At 70.8% G+C, this 18,603-nt stretch carries 16 protein-coding genes; all 16 read left to right on the forward strand.

The annotated features are described in order from the left end of the window. The first annotated feature begins 17 nt into the window (after positions 1-17). The 16 genes from FB561_RS13685 (at position 18) to FB561_RS13750 (ending at position 18,507) form a co-directional block, all read left to right on the forward strand. Positions 18-2,288 carry a type IV secretory system conjugative DNA transfer family protein gene (locus FB561_RS13685; RefSeq protein ID WP_170284660.1) on the forward strand — a complete coding sequence of 757 codons (2,271 nt, stop codon included), beginning with the start codon at positions 18-20 and terminating at the stop codon, positions 2,286-2,288. Further along, on the forward strand, positions 2,285-2,548 hold the full coding sequence (locus tag FB561_RS13690) for a hypothetical protein (RefSeq protein ID WP_145806656.1): 264 nt from the start codon (positions 2,285-2,287) through the stop codon (positions 2,546-2,548). The genes FB561_RS13685 and FB561_RS13690 overlap by 4 nt, the downstream gene beginning before the upstream one ends. Next, complete coding sequence (locus FB561_RS13695; protein ID WP_145806658.1) at positions 2,545-3,150, forward strand: hypothetical protein; 606 nt, start codon at positions 2,545-2,547, stop codon at positions 3,148-3,150. Before FB561_RS13690 ends, FB561_RS13695 begins: the two co-directional genes overlap by 4 nt. Next, positions 3,147-3,839 carry an RRQRL motif-containing zinc-binding protein gene (locus FB561_RS38230; RefSeq protein ID WP_202880605.1) on the forward strand — a complete coding sequence of 231 codons (693 nt, stop codon included), beginning with the start codon at positions 3,147-3,149 and terminating at the stop codon, positions 3,837-3,839. Before FB561_RS13695 ends, FB561_RS38230 begins: the two co-directional genes overlap by 4 nt. Then, positions 3,836-4,558 (forward strand): hypothetical protein, encoded by a 723-nt coding sequence (locus tag FB561_RS13705; RefSeq protein WP_145806660.1) that lies wholly within the window; start codon positions 3,836-3,838, stop codon positions 4,556-4,558. Before FB561_RS38230 ends, FB561_RS13705 begins: the two co-directional genes overlap by 4 nt. Beyond that, positions 4,555-6,186 (forward strand): DUF2637 domain-containing protein, encoded by a 1,632-nt coding sequence (locus FB561_RS13710; protein ID WP_145806662.1) that lies wholly within the window; start codon positions 4,555-4,557, stop codon positions 6,184-6,186. The genes FB561_RS13705 and FB561_RS13710 overlap by 4 nt, the downstream gene beginning before the upstream one ends. A 211-nt stretch (positions 6,187-6,397) precedes the next feature. Then, on the forward strand, positions 6,398-11,068 hold the full coding sequence (gene mobF / locus FB561_RS13715) for a MobF family relaxase (RefSeq protein WP_170284661.1): 4,671 nt from the start codon (positions 6,398-6,400) through the stop codon (positions 11,066-11,068). Positions 11,069-11,270: 202 nt separating this feature from the next. Further along, complete coding sequence (locus FB561_RS13720) at positions 11,271-13,478, forward strand: hypothetical protein (protein ID WP_145806666.1); 2,208 nt, start codon at positions 11,271-11,273, stop codon at positions 13,476-13,478. A 281-nt stretch (positions 13,479-13,759) separates the two neighbouring features. Continuing rightward, on the forward strand, positions 13,760-13,924 hold the full coding sequence (locus FB561_RS37880) for a hypothetical protein (RefSeq protein ID WP_170284662.1): 165 nt from the start codon (positions 13,760-13,762) through the stop codon (positions 13,922-13,924). Then, positions 13,921-14,091: a hypothetical protein gene (locus tag FB561_RS37885; RefSeq protein ID WP_170284663.1), complete on the forward strand. Its 171-nt coding sequence runs from the start codon at positions 13,921-13,923 to the stop codon at positions 14,089-14,091. Before FB561_RS37880 ends, FB561_RS37885 begins: the two co-directional genes overlap by 4 nt. A 76-nt stretch (positions 14,092-14,167) precedes the next feature. After that, positions 14,168-15,898, forward strand: a complete 1,731-nt coding sequence (locus FB561_RS13725; protein ID WP_145806667.1) for a DNA cytosine methyltransferase — start codon at positions 14,168-14,170, stop codon at positions 15,896-15,898. A 146-nt stretch (positions 15,899-16,044) separates the two neighbouring features. Continuing rightward, positions 16,045-16,845 (forward strand): hypothetical protein, encoded by an 801-nt coding sequence (locus FB561_RS13730; protein WP_145806669.1) that lies wholly within the window; start codon positions 16,045-16,047, stop codon positions 16,843-16,845. Positions 16,846-16,848: 3 nt separating this feature from the next. Then, a complete protein-coding gene (locus tag FB561_RS13735) occupies positions 16,849-17,070 on the forward strand; it encodes a hypothetical protein (protein ID WP_145806671.1) in 222 nt (73 codons plus the stop codon). Positions 17,071-17,093: 23 nt separating this feature from the next. Then, positions 17,094-17,387, forward strand: a complete 294-nt coding sequence (locus tag FB561_RS13740; protein ID WP_145806673.1) for a hypothetical protein — start codon at positions 17,094-17,096, stop codon at positions 17,385-17,387. Beyond that, positions 17,384-17,605: a hypothetical protein gene (locus tag FB561_RS13745; RefSeq protein ID WP_145806674.1), complete on the forward strand. Its 222-nt coding sequence runs from the start codon at positions 17,384-17,386 to the stop codon at positions 17,603-17,605. Before FB561_RS13740 ends, FB561_RS13745 begins: the two co-directional genes overlap by 4 nt. Continuing rightward, entirely contained in the window at positions 17,602-18,507 is a 906-nt protein-coding gene (locus FB561_RS13750) for a bifunctional DNA primase/polymerase (RefSeq protein WP_145806676.1), read from the forward strand. Before FB561_RS13745 ends, FB561_RS13750 begins: the two co-directional genes overlap by 4 nt. Positions 18,508-18,603: the final 96 nt, after the last annotated feature.

An 18,603-nucleotide genomic window follows, 5' to 3' on the forward strand; every position in this document is an offset into this window, starting at 1 on the left:
GCGCACGCGATGGAGTCGTGCTGCCGAAGCTCACGATGATGATGACCGTTGCCCTGGCCGCGGGAGTCGCGCTGACCGCGCTGGCACCGTCACCGGTCGCGGCCGAGGTCGGTGTCTGGCTCGCCGTTGGTGGTGCGCTCGGGCTGGTCTCGGTGGGCCTGATGTTCTGGCAGGTTGGCCGCGGTTTGGTCGCGGCCACTTGGTTGTGGCTTGGCTACGCCGGAGTTCTGGCGACCAGGATCGGTGCGCCCGGCGGCGCCGGGTCGTGGCTGGTCACGGCCGCGGCGCTGGTGCTGGTGTCGACGGTGTTGATCAGGGTCAATCAGCCGGTCGGGGCCGGGATCTCGGCAGGTGCGTGGCTGGTGTACGCCGGTCTGCTGCTGCGGGTGCTCCCTGTCGATGCTCAGGTGAGCGGCTGGTGGTGGGCCGCGGTCACTCTCGGCGCGCTGGCCGTGCTCGGCACCATGGCGCGGATCGTGTTCTCGAGGTCCAGCTCGCGGGGCCTGCTGCGCCGGTTGGGTCGCGCCGGCCGGGTGACCGATGGTCTCGCCTCGAGTGTGGATGTGTACCGGGCGGCGTCGGCGCGGACGCTGCGGAAGAAGACGACGCAGCTGCGGCCGTCGCTGGCTGGTGAGCCGTTGTGGCGGCGCCGGTTCGTGCCGCTGACCGACCTGGGGGTGAAGGTCGGCCGGGTCGGTTTCGTGTCGGTGTGGTCGTCGGTGCAGGACCACACGATCACCTTCGGTGGTCCGCGTAAGGGCAAGACGCAGCTGCTGATGAACTGGGTCCTGGACGCGCCGGGTGCGGTGATCACGACCTCGACCAAGCAGGACGTTGTCCGCGACACGGCGACCGCCCGCGCGGCGGCCGGTCCGGTGTGGGTGTTCGACCCGTCCGGGGTGATCACCGATGGTTCCGAGGTTGACGAGCTCGTCACCGATCTGGGTGGCGCGTGGGTCCGGTTTGACCCGCTGCGTGGTTGTGAGAACGCCGCGGTTGCGATGGATCGTGCCGCTGACTTGGTCGACGGTGTCGGGCGGAACAAGTCCGATGGTCAGGGCGAGCGGTGGGACGGGTTCGCCAAGCAGACCCTGCACTCGCTGCTGCACGCCGCGGCGCTGGGCGGCTACTCGATGTACGACGTTCAGCAGTGGGTGGCGCACCCGTCTAAGGACGCAGCCGACCGGGTCCTGTACGAGCTGGAGGCCGCTGGGTCGACGGCCGCGGGGATGATGCAGGAGGCCAAGCAGTTCTTCACCAACAACCCCAACACGCAGTCCTCGATCTCGACCACGATCATGCCCGCGCTGTCGTGGCTGTCGGTCGAGACCGCCGCGAGGTCGGCGGCCCCGGGTGGGCAGCAGTTCGACGTGGCCGAGTTGCTCGCCGCCGGCGGCACCGTGTACCTGATCGGTGCCGAGGACAAGAAGACCGCGCCGTTGGTCACTGCGCTGACCGCGCACATCGCGCGGCAGGCCAAGGCGATCGCGGCCCGGTCGCGGCGCGAGCGGCTCGACCCGTCGCTGACGATGGTCCTCGACGAGGCCGCGTTGATCTGCCTGATCCCGCTGGATCAGTGGTCGGGTGACTTCGGGTCGCGTGGGATCACCATGCACATCGCGGCCCAGTCCCGCGCGCAGATGCGGCAGCGGTTCGGTGACGCCGCGACCGGTGCGCTGCTGACGAACTGCGCGACCAAGATCCTGTTCGGCGGATCGGCCGACGGAGAAGACCTGCAGTACTGGTCAACCGTGGCCGGCGAGCGCGACGAGCCGGCCGTCACCAAGGACCGCTCCACTGGTGCGGAGTCGATCAGTACCCGCAAGTCGACGGTGCTGACCCCGGCCCAGGTCGGGCAGCTGCGCACCGGGCAGGTGCTGATCATCACCAACGGCATGCCGCCCGCGATCACCACCGCCCGCCTGGCCTACAAGCGGCTCGACGTACGGCTGGCGCGGTTCCGCCGTCGTCCCGCTGTCTCCTGGACCATCACCCGCGCTGCGGCCGTGTCCGACGCGACCGGGGGTTGGCTGCTCGGCCAGGCCGGCTGGGTTCGCGCCCAGGTCCTCGCCGCCGACCGGGCCGTCAGCGACCGGACCAGTTCGGCCGTGCGGAGGGCGATCGCGCCCGCGGTACGGCGGGCGTCCGCGTTCCTGGCCTGGCTCGATGCCAACGACCCGGCCCGCGAGCTTCTCGCCCGCGTCCGGCTGATCGGCGCGATGCGCAAGGCCCGCGCCTCGCTCGCCGCGCGCCAGCAACGGCCCGTGGACCGGGAGGTCCACCGATGATCACGGCCCCGTGCACCTGCCCCTGCCACGTGTTGATCCACCACGGCACTCCGCAGCCCGAAACCGGGCTGATTCCGGGCGCCTCACCCGGGGACGAGCTGCGCGCCTACCAGGCGATCCGCGAGCTCGCGAACCGCGGCATCGACGCCGTGCCGGCCCGCGACGAACACGGCCACTTCACCGGCCTCATCGCGGTCGAGGGCACCGACCTCGTCGCCCTGCTCGACCAACTCCGCGACTGGACGGGGGAGGACCAATGACCTGGTTCACCCGAGGCTGCAAAGGCCGCAGCGGCGCGGGCGACTGCGCCGCCTGCGCGGTCCGCGACAACACGATTGCGATCCAGCGCGCCCAGCTGACCGAGCTGCGGTACAGCCTCAGCCGCGAGCACGCCGCGCACCAGCAACTCGCCGCCGGGCGCGACGCGATGGCGTGGGACGCGGTGAGCAACCTGTACGCGCTGTTCACCCTGCACCTGATCGAGCACGCCGCCCAGCACGACCCCGAATACGTCGGGGAACTTCCGAACCGGGTCCGCGACTTCGCGCTGATGTTCATGGCCGACTGCGCCGGCCTGCACCTCAACAGCCGCGTCGCGATCAGCCACCAAGCCGGCGACGACGCGGCGCCGGTTCGGTTGGTCGGACGGGTCCGCGACGTTCGGCTTGACCGCGACGGCGAGCCGGTACTGCTCGTTGCCATGGACAACGGGGGCGATACCGAGAAACTCGTCGCCGGCGGCTACGACCTGGCCGTTGTCGAACCCTCCGGTGTCCTGGCCGGGCTGCTGATGGTCGTGGTTCCGTTCCCGGCCCGGCGTGCCTCGATCGGTGACGGTGGCTGGATCGAGGCCACGTCGTGACCGGCCGCGCGGAGTGGATCGAGCTATGGGACGGCCGTCGCTGGCCGGGCCGGGTCCGCGACGGCGTTCCGGAGTTCGGGTTCGGGCAGGCACCGGCTGGGTTGTCGACGCGGCGGCAGCTGCGCGCCAAGGGGTTGTGCCGAGGCGGGCAGGAGCCGTTCGGGCGGTTGGTGTGGAAGCGGCAGCAGCGGTTCGCGTGGCTGTACGTCGACGCGCACGCGAAGCCGAAGCGGACCGCGACCGAGGCGCAGCTGGCCGCGGTCGAGAAGGCGCTGGCGGCGCGGAAGGTCTGCGCCGAGTGCGGCCCGGTCGAACACTTCGTGCGCACCAGCGACCAGCTGTGCGGGGACTGCCACGCCGACGGTGTCCAGCCCGGGCAGAACGGCGCCGCGACGTGGCGAGCCCTGCACGACTGGACCACCGACCACAACGACGGACCTGAAGGGGCGGCGGCCGACGCTGATCCGGCGGCCGAGGCGTCGGCCGCCGTCGCCCAGGCCGCCGCGGCGGTCGAGCAGGCCGCCGCCGAGCGGCGAGCCCGTGACGAGACCGCCCGCGCCGTCGAGCGCGACGAGAAGCTCGCGCGCTGGCACGCCGACGACACCGACCGCGCCCAGGAGCGCGGTCACCACGACGAGATCCCGGCCGGTGAACCGTCCTGGCCGGGGCTGGAGGTAGGAGCAGCATGAAGCACAACGACCACGAAGACCCCGGCGTCGCCGCGCAGCGCGCGGTCTCTGCTCTGGCCCGCACGGTCGAGGCCCTGGGCCGCGACGTGCAGGCAATGAGAGCCGGACTGCGCAACACCGCCTCCGCGCAGGAGATGACCAGGCTCGCGAAGATCGTGACCGAGCTGGGCGAGGTCCTCACCCAGGCCCCCGCCAAGCGCACCGCTACCGGTGGCGACGAGGACACGCCCGCGGTGCGGTCGTGGCTGGTGCTGGCCGAGGACCAGGCCGCCGTCCAGGCGGTCCTGTCCGAGTTGCTGCCCTGGCTGCAGACGGTTTACCTGCGTTACAAGGACGGCCGCGAGTCGCTGCCGGTGTGCTGGCTGTGGCACCCCGAGATCGTCGAGGAACTGCTGTGGCTGATGGACGCCTGGACGACGGCGTTCCACGGCGAGGAGGCGTCGGTCAAGCTCGCCGGCGACTGGCACGATCGCCAGCGCCCCGGCGTCGCCAAGCGCGTCACCGGCTACGGCGACGGCTGCAGCGTCCTCGCGCACCGCGACCCCGCCGGCCTGCCCGCCGTCTCAGTACCGCTGATGAACGAGGCCGACCCGTTCGTCGCCTGGTGGGCCACCGACCGCGACCACAACGGCCCCGCGCCGACGCCTGAGCAGGTCGCGGCCGGACGCCGCGGACCGGGGCTGTCCGCCGTACCGGACACCGCTGGAGGCCAGCGATGAACACCCACCTGACCCTTGCCCTCAGCAACCCCTTCGATGAAATCGCCCAGCCAGACCTGACCCAGGTCGTGCAGCTGGCCGTGATCGCGACCGGCGCCGCCGCCGGCCTCGCCCTGCTTGTCTGGCTGACGGTCCGCACGGTACGGGCCGCGGCCCAGGTCGCCGCCCGGCCCGGCGCCGAGCGGCGGGTCCTCATCGTCGTGGCGATCGTCGCCGCGTTCGGTGTGGCCGCGATCGGCGGCGCCCGGTCCTTCAGCGCGGTGTCGGAGAAGTTCAACAGCCCACTCGTGCCACTGGTGGCCGACGGCATGATCATCGCCTGCACCGCCCTGCGGCTCGCGGCGCTGACCCGGGGCTGGCGGATCCCGGGCGCGCTGGTCACGACCTACGTGTTCATCGGCGGCACGGTGTGGCTCAACGTCGACACCGCCACCGGGATCGCCGACGCCGTCGCGCACGCGCTCGCCCCGATCGCCTACGCCGTGCTGGTCGAGATGCTCGCGCATCTGCTGCGGCTGCAGATGAAGCTGGCCCAGCCCGCCCGCGCGAAGCTGTCCGCGCTGACCTGGTTCACCTCCCCGGTCATCACCACTCGCGTGTGGCTGCACCTGGCCCGCACCGGCACCGACGACCCGATCGCCGCCCGGGCCCTGGTTCAGCAGGTCGTGCGGATGTCGTCGCGGCTCACCACGGTCTGCCCCAGCCGCCGGCTGCTGCCGCTGGACTCCGCTCGCGCCGCCCGTTCGGCCGCGCTGCAGACGATCCGCGACGGTCTGCTGACCGCCGGCCAGCTCGCCGCGCTGCTGCCGAGCACCGACCGGATGACCGCGGGCGAACTGCTGGCCGTCGTCGATTCGGCCGCGCTCGGCCTCCCGGTCACCGACAACCAGGCGCCGCCCCGGGCCGGGTTCCCGCTGTGGCTCGTCCTGTTCCTGCTCGCCGCACACCGCGACCAGATCGACCAGATCGACCCGGCCGACACCAGCGCTGTCGAGGTCGACGAGGTCGTCGACGAAGAGCAGACGGCAGTCACGATGGTGCAGCAGCTCATGGTCGGCTACGTCGTCGGTGCACTGCTCCACCAGAACACCGCCCGCACCGGCACCGGCCAGAGCGCCCCGGCCGCTGCTCCGCTCGCCGCCCGCACCGGTGCACCTGCACCGCACCGCGGTGTCCGCGCCGGTGCGCCTGCTCCGGTGCACCCGGACACGACGGCCAGTGCGGCCGTCCCGGTGCACCACCCGGCCGCTGCCCGGCGCACCGGTGCATCGGTGATCAGTGCACCCGTCGCCGAGTCGCCGCGAAGCGGAGCAGGTAGCGGGGGAGGGGCGCGGAGCAAGCGCAATGACGACGCCGATCTGGCGGCATTGGTGGAGGTGTCTCGGCGCGACCACGGTGGCCGGCCGCTCGGGCAGCGCGAGATCACGCGGGTTCTGGGTTGTGGGTTCCCCAAGGCGCGGCGGCTCGCCGACCGTCTCGGCTGGACCGAGGCGAAGGACACCAACACGACCGGCAACAGCCGCGATCACCACGGCAACGACAACGTCGAAGCCGATGCCAACAGCAACAACCAGCACCCGAACAGCAGCAGTAACACTCAGCAGCACGAGAGCAGCAGGACCCGATGAACACCCGAAGCGGACAGCGCAGCCCGATCCACAGATCAGGCCAAACATCGACCATCCAGCCCCCCTCAGCAGAGGAGCACAGGATCAAGAACGTCGATACACACCATGGCATCACGATCAGATGGAGTCCTCACTCCGTTTGTCGTGTTGGACTTCGCCCGGCCGGCGCGACCGCTGCCGCGCGCGGCGGGGTGGGCGGTGGTGCCGCGTGATGAGCATCAAGACGGGCCACAGCGCCGACTACCTGACCGGCGCCGTCGCGGCGGGGCGGGAGAACTACTACACCGGCGCGACAGCCGCCGGAGAACCGCCGGGCCGCTGGTACGGCCGGGGCGCGGAGGCGCTCGGCCTGGCGGGTGAGGTCGACGCGCAGGACATGACCGCGCTGTACGAGCGGTTCATCGATCCGCGCGACGAGCGGTTCGGCGACCCGATGAAGTGGGACGAGGCCGCCACACTCGGCCACACCGGGCGTGCGTACAAGACCGAGGCCGAGCTGGTCGCGGCTGCTCTGGCCAAGGAGCCGTGGGCGGACAAGGAGCGCCAGGACGAGATCCGCGCCGAGGCGGCCGGAGCGGTGCAGAAGAACGCGTCGTTCCACGACGCGACGTTCTCGGTGCAGAAGTCGGTGACGGTGCTCCACACCGCCTTCGAGGCCCAAGAGGTCAAGGCGCAGCGGGCGCTCGCTCCGGCGCGCGGTGCACTGCTCAAGGCCCGCCAGACCGGTGCACCGGCCCGCGAGGTGCACCGGTTGGAGCAGGCGGTGCACCGGCTGGAGACCGAGGCCGCGACCTGGGGCGAGCACCGCAAGGCCGTCGAGGACGCGATCTGGGCCGGGAACAACGCCGCTTTGGACTACCTGTCGGACAAGGCCGGATACGTCCGGATCGGTCACCACGGCGGGGCGTCGGGCCGGTGGGCCGACGCACACGACTGGACGGTCGCGTCGTTCTTCCAGCACGACTCCCGCAACCACGACCCGCAGATCCACATCCACAACGCGATCCTGGCCAAGGCGCAGGCGCCGTCGGGCAAGTGGCTGAAGATCGACTCCAAGGCCATGTACAAGTACCAGTCGGCCGCCGGCGCGGTCGGCGAGCGCGTCATGGAACAGCACCTGACCAAGGCGCTGGGCGTGGCCTTCCAGGTCCGGCCCGACGGCGAGGCCCGCGAGATCGTCGGGGTCGACCAGGCCGCCATGGACCTGTTCAGCTCCCGGCGCCTGGCGATCACCAAGAAGACCGCGGCGCTGGTCGACCAGTTCCGCCGCAAGTACGGCCGCGAGCCGAACGCGTTGGAGCTCGACCACCTGCAGGAGCGGGCAACGCTGGCCACCCGCCGCGCGAAGTCGAAGGAAGGCGAGACGGTCGAGGCGCGACTGGAGCGATGGGACCGCGAGCTGCGCGCCGAGGTCGCCGGCGGCCTGCGCCGGGTCGCCAACGAGGTGCTGCAGCACCACCAGCACACCCCTGCCGACACCAGCTGGGACGAGGACGCGGTCCTCGAGCAGGCCCTCGCCGCGGTCCAGGAGACCCAGGCCGCGTGGCGGCCCGGTGACCTGACGCGCGCGATCAGCATGGCCCTGCCCGACGACCTGGGCGACCGGGATCCCGCCGAGCTGGTCGAGTTGCTCGACCGGCTGACCGACAAGGGCCTGGCGCGGGCGGTCTGTCTCGACGCTGAACGACCCGGCTCCAGCGTCTTGCCGTCGGAGCTGCTGCTGGCCAACGGCACGTCGTCCTACAACGCGCCCGGGCGGGCGCTGTATGCGACCGCCGGTCACCTGAACGCCGAAAGCGCCCTGACCCGGGCCGGGTACCGTCGCGGGGCGCCGGTGATGACGCACCAGCACGCCGGTGAGTTCGTCAAGCAGCTCGGCAAGCTCGGGCTGAAGCTCGGCGCCGACCAGGACACGGCGCTGCGCGCGATCCTGTCGTCTGGCGCGCTGACCGAGGCGCTGGTCGGCCCGGCCGGCACCGGCAAGTCCCGCGTCGTCGGTGCGCTGGCCAGGGCGTGGGCCGACCCCGAGCTGTGGCACGGCGACGAGCACCGGGTCATCGGTCTGGCCTCGTCGCAGATCGCGACCGAGGTCCTCACCGCGGACGGCGTACCGGCGATGAACGTGTCGCAGTGGCTCACCACCCAGCGCCGCATCATGGCCGGTTCCGCGGCACCGCAGGCGCTGCAGCTGCAGCTGCGGGCCGGTGATCTGGTCGTGCTCGACGAGTCCGGCATGACCAGCACCCAGGATCTCGCCGAGATCCACGAGCACTGCGCTCGCCACAGCGCGAAACTGCTGCTCGTCGGCGATCAGCGACAGCTCGCCGCCGTCGGCGCCGGTGGCGGTATGGACCTGGTGATCTCGCGGGCGCACACCCACGAACTCACCGAGACCCGCCGGTTCTCCGCGACCTGGGAAGGGCCTGCGTCGCTGCGGCTGCGGGTCGGCGACAAGTCGGTGCTGGGCGACTATCACCGCCACGGGCGCATCGTGGACGGCGGCAACGTCGAGCACGCCGAGACGCTGGCCGGTGACGCGTGGCTGGCCGACCGGGTCAACGGTCTGAACTCGCTGCTGCTCGTCGACACCAACGACCAGGCCGCGCGCGTGTCAGCGCAGCTGCGGGCCCGGCTGGTCAACTACGGCCTGGTCGACGACACCGCCACGGTCCGGCTCGGTTTGCAAGGCACCCGCGCCGGCCGCGGCGACATCATCCAGGCCCGCGAGAACGACTGGTCGCTGGCGCGGCTGCCCGGCAACCGACGCGCCGCGATCAACCGCGCCACCTACAAGGTGGTCGACGTCCTGCCCGACGGCGGCCTCACCGTGGCACCGATCGAGCACGGCACCACCACGGCGGTGTCCGGCGAGACGATGACGCTGCCGGCCCGCTACGTCGAGTCCCACGTCGCGCTCGCCTACGCCTCGACGGTGCACGCCGCCCAAGGACTGACCGTCGACACCTCGCACGGCGTGGTCACCTCGACGACGTCGCTGAACTCGCTGTACGTACAGGCCAGCCGGGGCCGGGCCAGCAACAAGCTGTACGTGGTCACCCGCGCCGTGCCCGCCGACCTCGACACCGGCGAGACCGCGCTCACCGACGAGCGCACCGCTCGCTCGGTCCTGCTCGGCATCTTCGACACCGTCGACGAACGCCGCGAAAAAGCAGCAACCACGGCCCGCGCCGAGTCCAGCGCCGAAGCCGCCCGGCACCGGACCCCTGCCGAACTGCTGGCCGACGCGATCGAGATGGCGACCGCCGCCCGCGCGTCGCAGTGGCTCGACAGCGCCGCCGCCGACGGGCTGCTGACCGATGCTCAGCGCACCAAGCTCGCCTCCGAGGCCGGCGCGGCGACGCTGACCGCGCTGCTGCGCCGCGTCGAGCTGGCCGGACACGACCCCGATGCGGTGCTGCGCGACGCGATCGCCCGCCGCGACCTGGGCAACGCCCGCGAGCTGTCCAACGTGATCCAAGGCCGGATCACCAAGACCACCCGGCTCGACCCCGTCGGCGCGACCTACAGCCAGCGGCTTCCCGCGGTCGACAGCCCCGAGTGGTCGGCGTATCTGGAACGACTCGCGCTCGACGCCGACACCGCCGCCCGAGACCTGGCCTTCGACCTGGCCGAGCAATCCCCGCCCTGGCTCGTGAAGCAGATCGGACACTGCCCCGACGGCGCCGACGAGGCCGAAGCCTGGATCGGCAAGGCCGCGACCGTCGCCGGATACCGCGACCTGGTCGGCTGGACCTCAGACACCAGCGCGATCGGGCCCGCACCCAGCGCCGGACAGACCGAGGCCTACGCCGCCTGGCGAGCGGCCTGGGACGCACTCGACCGGCCCGAGGACCAGCGCGCCGAGGCCGAGATGACCGTCGGCCAACTGCGGGTCCGAGTCGCGGCCTACCAGCGCGAGCAATCCTGGGCGCCGCCGTACGTCGGCGAAGAACTCGCCGGCACCCGCCAGGCCGCCGACAAGGCCCGCCAGCAAGCCGCTCTCCGCGATGCCGAGGCCGACGTCTCCGACGATCACGACACCCGCGAGCGGCTGCGCACCCAGGCCAACGAAGCGCGAGCGCTCGCCCAAGCCCACGACGCCCTGGCCACCGACCTCAGCATCATCGACGACGCCCGCGCCCAGTGGCTCGTGCACACCGCAGCAACCAAGAGCGCCGCCGTCCGCGCGGAGGCCGAACTCAAAGACCGCGGAATCAAGGTCCAAGAACCCGACGACAACGCCAGCACGACGACCTCGCAGTGGCTGGCCGCTCAGCGCCAGGACGACGACTGGGCTGTTCGTGACGAACACGACCTGGCCGAGATCGCCGAGGCCCGCGAACGCGACCTCGCCACGGCGCAGCCCGGCGACGAGTCCGCCGAAGCCGAGATCCTCGACAACCAGCTGGACGCCGCCGCCGACAACGCGGACCTCATCCCCGCCGCAGAACTCGTCGCCGACGAACCGGCCGCCCCCGACGTCATTGCGGACCCCGCCAAGGGCGACCGGGCCGACGAGGTCGTGCACGACACCGCAGAGGACGACGACGAGTTCCAGGTCGACTTTGACCACGAACTCGACCACGAGCTCGCGCCGGCTGACCTGCGCAAGGTCACCGAGCGCGAGCCGCGCGTCCTCGAAGCCGACGAGCTACGAGTTCCGAGCGCGGACGAGACCGCCGAGGCGGTGCGCCGGGCGCAGCGGGCGCTGATCGAGCTGCGGCAGCGCGAGCGCGCCGACGCCGAACGCGAAGCCGCCGAGGCCGCCGCCGAGCGGCGCGAGGACGACCTGGCGGCCTGGCACACCGAACGCGAAGCCGCCGACACCACGGCCAACAGCCACAACCAGCAGGCCGGGCACGCGCTCGGCCTGGACGACTGACTCACTCGAAGGAGCACACATCATGGTGAAGTTCACTGCCTGGCTGGACCGGGTCGTCAATCGAGTCACGCAGACGCCACTGGATGCGGGGGAACCGGCCCCGCTGGCGCAGGCCCGCGCACGCCTGGAGACCCTGGACCGGTTGGCCGACACCGAACGCGACTCGCAACGCGCCGAGGCCTATCGGTGGGTCTGGCGCACGATGGGCGAGGAACTCGGCTTCATCGTGGCAGACCTCGACCGAGGCGCACTGAACGCTGAGTCGCTGACGACCGCGATCGAGGATTGGGAGACCTATGGCCGCTCGTACCTGGCGCAGAACGCCATCCGCGCCGACACGGTCTTCCCGCCGCAGCCGGCGCCGGCCGCGTACGACCCGGCCGACGACGTCGCTGTCGCCCGGAGCTGGATCAACGCAGACCTGCGCCGCGCCGAGAAGAGCGGCGACCGGCACCGTGCCGCCGTGCTGCGCGACTTCGACGCCCAGCTGAACTCGACGGCCGAGCAGTACAAGCTGCGGGCCGCCGAGCACCGCGGCCATGGCCGCGAGGAGACCCCGGAGCTGGACCGGGAGGTGTTCTTGCGTGAGCTGGGCGAGCACGCCGCCAACTTCAGCGGCAAGGTCCACCCGGGGACGGCGATGCAGCTGCCGTACGACATCCTCCCGATGCTGACCTCGTCCCACCCCGGACTGTGGGAGCGGCACGAGCAGGTGTTCGGCGCGTCCATGGACTGGGCGTCCAAGGTGCGGCACCCGATCCTGGACACCACCGTCTACCAGCCACGGGCAGGCGCGGCCCCGCAGGTGCGTGATCACGCCGTCGCGGTTCAGGCGTGGGCGATGGCCGCCGCCGAGCGTGCCGGCACCGACGGGAAGGTCGAGCGGCGCGACGCGTTGAACGACTTCGCCGACGACGTGTCCAGCCTGCTGGACGAATACGAGACCCGCGCCGCGGCGCAGCCGAGCCAGGTCGAGTCCGACGACCTCGCGGCCCTCGACCTGGCAACGTTCCGCACTGCGCTCGACCATGTCGCAGACCTGGGGAACGAGATCCTGCCCGACGACGACCAGATCGTCTTGCCCGACCAGCTGCGCGCCCACACCGACATGTCCGCTGAGCACGAGGCGCACCTGTCGACCCGCCAGGACGAACTGTTCAAAGGTCTGCGAATCGCCGACCAAGCCGACGAAGTCAACAGGACCAGCGCCCTGATCGACCACTTCGACGACGTCGACTCGTGGATCAGCCTCGCGCCGCCCGACCTCGGGCACCAGGCGATCCTCAACGGCCTATCGCAGCAGGCCGACCAGGCGGTTGCGGCCGGCGACCTGCCCCGGGCCGCGCAGTACCGCGAGATGATCTACCGCATCCACGACGAGTTCGCCGCCGACGAGTGGCGCGCGGTAGCGCAGGCGCTGCATGCCGACGACCGGCAGGTGGCGATCGCCGAATCCCGCGCGCAGGTCGAGGCGCGGCTGGCCGCACAGCTGAACCGGCGTGGCCTGCAGCTGCCGACCGAAACCGACGGTCACAACGACGAGTCCGACCGCTTCGACGATCGCGTGGTCGAGAACACGGTGCGGCACGCCTACGCCATGATCGTGACCGAGCGGGCCGACGAACGCGCGACCGACTGGGAAGCACCGAGCGACGACGCGCCCGTCCCGATCGCGCAGCTGCACGCCCGGATCACCGCCCACACCGCCACATCCGGTCAACCTCCGTACGCGCCCGAGCGGATCGACGCGGCATTGCAGCGCCTCACCGCTACGACGACTGGTGCGCGCGCCGAGCTGCTGGACCACGACCACCGCGGCGAACAAAGCGCCACCGTCCGCATCACCGACGACGCCACCGTCGAAGACGTCGAGGAAGACAGCGATACCGACGGGGTGCGTCTCGCCGAACCCGCTGCCGACGTCGGCGCAGGGGAGCGCAGCAGCACCAAACAAGTCGCCGATGAGAACATCCGCGAGCAGCGCACAGAGACAGCTGCGCGCCAGCTCGGCGAGCAGGCCACGGCCACCGAGGACGTCCACGCCGCAGCCGTGCCGAGCGACGCCTACGAAGCGGACAACACCAAGAACCTCTACCGAGCCAAGCCCTGTGACAAGCCCGGCGAGCAGCGGCACAGCGCCCGGCAGCGCGCGGAGGCTGCTGGGCGCACTGACACGCACGGGCAAGAAGTCAAGGCGGCAATCGAGACCAGCGCGTGCTCGGTCGCGATCAGCCGCGCGCAACGCTCGGTCGACCAGGTCCACGAGCGGATCGAGGCCGACCAGGACCAACGACGCGAGCGCGATGACGAACTGGCGCGCTGGCACGCCGACGACCGGGCCGCTGATGCGGGAAAAGACCACGCCATTGACGACACCGGGCCGGGCCTGAGCGACGACCTGCGGTACTGAGTGTGGTGAGCGCCCCGCCCGTTCCGGGCGGGGCGTTCTCGGTCCTGCGGCCCGAGCAGAAGCACGGTGCCTGGCTGGGGTTGGTGGGCGGCTAGCGGATCGGGTCCCCTCAGTCCAAGTTGGCTCCGGCAGTTCTCACCTGGAGGACAAACCGCGTCCACCAGCTGACAACGACCGAAGCCAACTTGGCCCGAGCCTCTGACCCGACCCACTAGGCGGCAGTAGCCGGCAGGCCCCAAAGGACGGGGCTGCCGCAACACAAGCCCACCAGCGAAAAGGGGATGACCACCGTGAACAACGACCGGACCAGCATCCACCGCACCACCTGCACCGCGTGGTGCAGCCCGAAGCACCACCGCTTCTGCGGCTCCCAGGTCTGCTGCCCGCACCTGCACACCCCGCAGGCAGTTGCCGTCCGCAACAACACCAACGGCGGCAAGCGATGAGCACCACGACTATCGAGCACCGCGACGTGACCCCGGCCGCGCAGCCCTACATCGACGGCAAGTTCGTCAGCCTCTGCTCGTGCGGCGCCGAGTTCTTCGGCGACGACCCGGACCACGCCGACTACCTGCTTCTCGACCACATCTGCCCCGACGACACCACCCGCTGACCCACCGGCTCGGGGAGTGCCGTGGTGAAGGACCACGCACCCACGGCGCTCCCCGCCACCACGAGAGGAGCTGAGCATGACTTTGAGCTTGACTGACCTGTTCTGCGGCGCCGGTGGATCCAGCTCTGGCGCGGTGCAGATCCCCGGGATCGATGTGCGGATCGCGGCGAACCACTGGGCGCTGGCGGTAGCCGTGCACAACCTGAACCACCCCAACACCGACCACTCGACGGCCGACCTGCACAAAGAAGACCCCCGCTACTTCCCGCGCACGGACCTGCTGTGGGCGTCGCCGGAGTGCACGAAGTGGTCGCAGGCCAACGGCAAGCAGCTGCCCGCGATCGAGGAGGGTCTGTTCGAGGACCCGTTGTCTGACGAGGCCGCGCAGCGGTCGCGGCTGCTGATGTTCGACGTGCTGAAGTTCGCCGAGTACCACCGCTACCGGGTGATGGTCATCGAGAACGTGGTCGACATCGCCACGCAGCCCAAGTACCAGCTGGCCTGGCACGTGTGGCGCCAGGACCTGATGAAGCTGGGCTACCGGTTCCGGGTCGTGTCGCTGAACTCGATGCACGCCCAGGCGTTCGGGCCGCCGGCGCCGCAGTCGCGGGACCGGATCTACATCGCGTGCTGGCTGGACGGGACCCCGGCGCCGGACTTCGAGCAGATCCTCCGCCCGCAGGCGTACTGCACCCGGTGCGAGCAGATGGTGGAGTCGCAGCAGGCGTGGAAGCGGGGCAAGACCGTGGGCCGCTACCGGCAGTCCTATGTCTACGTGCACGCCGCGTGCGGGACCGTCGTGGAGCCGGGCTACCTGCCCGCCGCTGCCGCGATCGACTGGACGGTGCCGGGGGAGCGGATCGGGGACCGGTTGAAGCCGAGGACCCGGGCCCGGATCGCGGCCGGGATCGCCCGTTACTGGGGGCCGTTCCACCTGGAGGCCGCCGGGAACTCCTACGACGCCACGAACCCGCACCACCCGCACTACGGCGACCCGGACGGCTACTACCGGGCCTGGGGAATCGACGAGGTTCTCCGCACCCTGCACACCACCGCCTCGAAGGGGCTCGCGGTACCGGTCGAGGGCCGCGACGGCAAGGACGCGGACCCGATGTGGTGGCCGATGCGGACCCAGACGACCCGGGCTGAGACCGCGATGGTGACGCCGTTCGTCGCCGAACTCCGGGGCGGCGGGTCGGACGCACGGTCGGTGCTGGAGGCAGCGGCGACGTTCTGCGCCAGCGGCCAGCACCACGGCCTCGTCACCCCGTCCGGGGGTTCGTGGAACGACGACGCCCGCCCGACCGACGAGGTCCTGCGGACCCTGACCACCCGGGACGCCTACGCGCTGGTCTCGCCGTACTACGGCAACGCCGGGTACGCCAAGCCGGTCGTCGACCCGGTCGGAACGCTGACCACCGTCGACCGGTACGCGCTCGTGCACCGCAACAACACCGGCGGCGCCGAGATGAGCACACCGGTCACCGAGTACATGCGCACCCTGACCACCAGCGGGCACCAGTCGCTGATCCAGGCCGGGCCGCGCGGCGGACGCCCGAAGGTCTCACCGGCCGATCTGAAAGAGGCCGAGGCCATGGTTTCGGAGTGCCTGTTCCGCATGTTCATGCCGAAGGAAGCCGCCGCCGGGATGGCGTTCGCCCCGGACTACCGCTTCGACGTCCTCGACGCCAAAGGCAAGACGCCCAGCAAGCGTGACCTGATCAAGATGACCGGCAACGCCGTCACCCCGCCGTCGGCCAGAGACATGATCGGCGCCGCGGTCATCCCGCTCGGCTACGCCACCTGAGCAACACCCACCGGGGAGAGCCGCACGGCGTAGCAGCGGCGGCTCTCCCCACCACCCGAACACCAGCACCTGAAGGGGAAACGATGACCGACAACACACCACCGGCCGGCCACCAACCGGACGACTTCGACGTCGCGGTCCAGGCCGTGACCCGCGCGATCCGGGCCATGAACAACAACCAGAGACCCGGCGACGGCAGCGAGTTCATCACGCACCTCATCGCGGCCGTCGCCGCGAACCTGGGCAGCAGCGCCGCCGTGATCACCAGCCGCCCAGGATCCTGGGAAGCCGCCGGCGTCCGCGAACTGCTGGCCAGCACGGTCGGCGAAGACGACGAATACCTGATCAGCCACCGCACCGCGCCGGTAGAGGTCGTGATCGACCCCGAAGAGACCCTGGACGACCTCGGGATCTACCAAGCCTATGAAGCCAGCGCAGACCACATCGGCCGTCAACTGTTCGGCGCAAGGTACGAAGCAGTGGAACAGCCCGGACCGGACGGACAGCCGGTCATGGTCCGGCGCGGTCAGCTCACCATCGACGAACTGGAGCAGATCGAAGCCGTCGATGATCTGATCTGGGACCTCTACGACGCAGATCTCGCCACCTACCGGGCGGCCGTCGCCGACACGATCACCAGCGAAGCCGAGCGGCTGCGCAACGACCCGCACTCGCAGTTGCCCCCGCACCTGAGCGTCACTGTCCGGCTGCTCGACCCCAACAACCCCGCCGACAATCGCGCCGACCAGACCAACGGCTGGGAGCCCGGCATCGAGTCGCAGCTGTTCCAGCACGCCCGCGAGGCCACCCCGCTACCAGGCGGACTCCTGCCGGACTGGAGCAACTACCGCATGCACGAAGAGATCCTGGCCGCCGGTCACTGGCCCCACCTGCGCATCCCCGAACTCGCCCGCTACGGCGTACCCACGACCCCGAAGGAGAACTGAGCCATGCCGCAACCCACCTGGACCGAGATCACCCGACAAGCGACCACCTGTCTCAACCAGGGCCGGGCAGGACTCAGCGACGCTCGCGACTGGCTCGCGTCCGACTGGCACCCCGCGCATGGACCGACCGACCACGACCAACGCCACGAAGCAGCACGGCTGATCAGCCAGGCCAAAGCCCTGCTCGACCAGGCCAAGAACGCCCTTGAAGCCAGCCGGCAATGACCACCACCGAAGGAGGATCGACCATGTCCAAGCGGATTCCCAACGGCACCGTCCTCGCGACCGTCGACGAGCTGGACAAACTCACAGCGTCGGCGCTGGCGCCGGTCGTGATCGACCGCGACGGTACGCCGTGGATCGTGTTCCAGACCGAAGACGGCGCCGACTGCGCTTGGACCGTCCCCTGCCCTGACCTGGACATCCACGGCGGAACCGACTTCGAAGGGCTCCTGCTTCGCGCGCCGCTCCGCGTGGTGTTCAACGGCGACACCAACCCCGAGACCTGGCCACGCCAGGACCGGCAGGGGGTGACGGCGTGACGATCAAGGTCAGGCTGTCAGGCGAACCCGAGGAGATCGACGCGATGGTCGAACACCTGCGCCAACAGTTCGACGTCGCCGGCGGGGAACGCCGCTACCCCAACCTCGGCGCGTTCGGCATCCGCGTCTACCTGGAAGTCCGGCCCCACACCACGCCGACACCCCGCCGCGTCCGGAGCGAGCGCGTACATCCAACGCGAACGGAGATCGAGCCATGACCACCAACCCCGCCAGCACAACCAAGCCGAGGAACCGTTCTCGAGTCGCAGCACCCGACCGGCTCGCGCGGGCAGCACTCTGGCACGCCAACCGAGGCCTGGCCGTGTTCCCGCTCGCACCCGGCAGCAAGGTCCCCGCCGTCGACGACTGGCCACACACCGCCACCACCGACCCCGACCAGATCACCCAGTGGTGGAAAGACGCGCCCTACAACATCGGCGTCGCCGCCGGGCCCAGCGGACTCCTGGTCATCGACCTCGACCGCCCACGGACACCCAACGAAACCCCTCCCGAGTCCGCCGGGACAGCGACCAGTGGGCGCGAGGTACTCGACGAGCTCGCCGCACAGGCCGGGCAACGGATGCCAAGAACGTGGACCGTGAGCACCCCGAGCGGCGGACAGCACCTCTACTACCGGCGCCCCGACGGCGACGACCTGGGCAACAGCGCCGGCCGGCTCGGATGGAAGATCGACACCCGAGGCATCGGTGGGTACGTCGTCGGCGCCGGATCAATGATCCGGGGCCAGCGCTACCGCGCCGACGTGATCCGGCGGCCCGCCGACCTGCCCGACTGGATCACCACCGCCCTGACCCCGCCGCCGGCAGACCTCACCGTGACACGCACCGGGCGACGGCCCAGCGCGGCCTACGGTCTGGCAGCACTCGCCGGCCAGCTCGACAAGCTCCTGGCCTCAACGCCCGGGAGCCGCAACGACGACCTCAACGGCTCCGCCTACGCCCTCGGCCGGGTCGCCGCCACCGGAGCACTCGACCCCTTGACCATCCACGTCGAACTGCTGTCAGCCGCACTGAAGATCGGACTGGGCCGCCGCGAGGCCGAACGCACCATCGAGTCCGGACTCACCGCCGGATTGCAGAACCCCCGCACCATGAAGTGAGCCCGCTGACTCGGACGGTGCAGGCTCCCGCGCGGCGGGACCGGAATTCCGGGTCAATGAAGCGGGCTCTGAACGCTGGTCCGACACACAAGAGGG

It is taken from the genome of Kribbella amoyensis, assembly GCF_007828865.1.
GTDB classification, from domain to species: Bacteria; Actinomycetota; Actinomycetes; order Propionibacteriales; family Kribbellaceae; genus Kribbella; species Kribbella amoyensis.

Coding starts and splice junctions, on each gene's coding strand:
- FB561_RS13705 (WP_145806660.1), top strand. CDS start 3,836: ATGAAGCACAACGACCACGAAGACCCCGGCGTCGCCGCGCAGCGCGCG.
- FB561_RS13690 (WP_145806656.1), top strand. CDS start 2,285: ATGATCACGGCCCCGTGCACCTGCCCCTGCCACGTGTTGATCCACCAC.
- FB561_RS13695 (WP_145806658.1), top strand. CDS start 2,545: ATGACCTGGTTCACCCGAGGCTGCAAAGGCCGCAGCGGCGCGGGCGAC.
- FB561_RS37885 (WP_170284663.1), top strand. CDS start 13,921: ATGAGCACCACGACTATCGAGCACCGCGACGTGACCCCGGCCGCGCAG.
- FB561_RS13740 (WP_145806673.1), top strand. CDS start 17,094: ATGTCCAAGCGGATTCCCAACGGCACCGTCCTCGCGACCGTCGACGAG.
- FB561_RS13720 (WP_145806666.1), top strand. CDS start 11,271: ATGGGCGAGGAACTCGGCTTCATCGTGGCAGACCTCGACCGAGGCGCA.
- mobF (WP_170284661.1), top strand. CDS start 6,398: ATGAGCATCAAGACGGGCCACAGCGCCGACTACCTGACCGGCGCCGTC.
- FB561_RS13710 (WP_145806662.1), top strand. CDS start 4,555: ATGAACACCCACCTGACCCTTGCCCTCAGCAACCCCTTCGATGAAATC.
- FB561_RS13725 (WP_145806667.1), top strand. CDS start 14,168: ATGACTTTGAGCTTGACTGACCTGTTCTGCGGCGCCGGTGGATCCAGC.
- FB561_RS13735 (WP_145806671.1), top strand. CDS start 16,849: ATGCCGCAACCCACCTGGACCGAGATCACCCGACAAGCGACCACCTGT.
- FB561_RS13750 (WP_145806676.1), top strand. CDS start 17,602: ATGACCACCAACCCCGCCAGCACAACCAAGCCGAGGAACCGTTCTCGA.
- FB561_RS37880 (WP_170284662.1), top strand. CDS start 13,760: ATGACCACCGTGAACAACGACCGGACCAGCATCCACCGCACCACCTGC.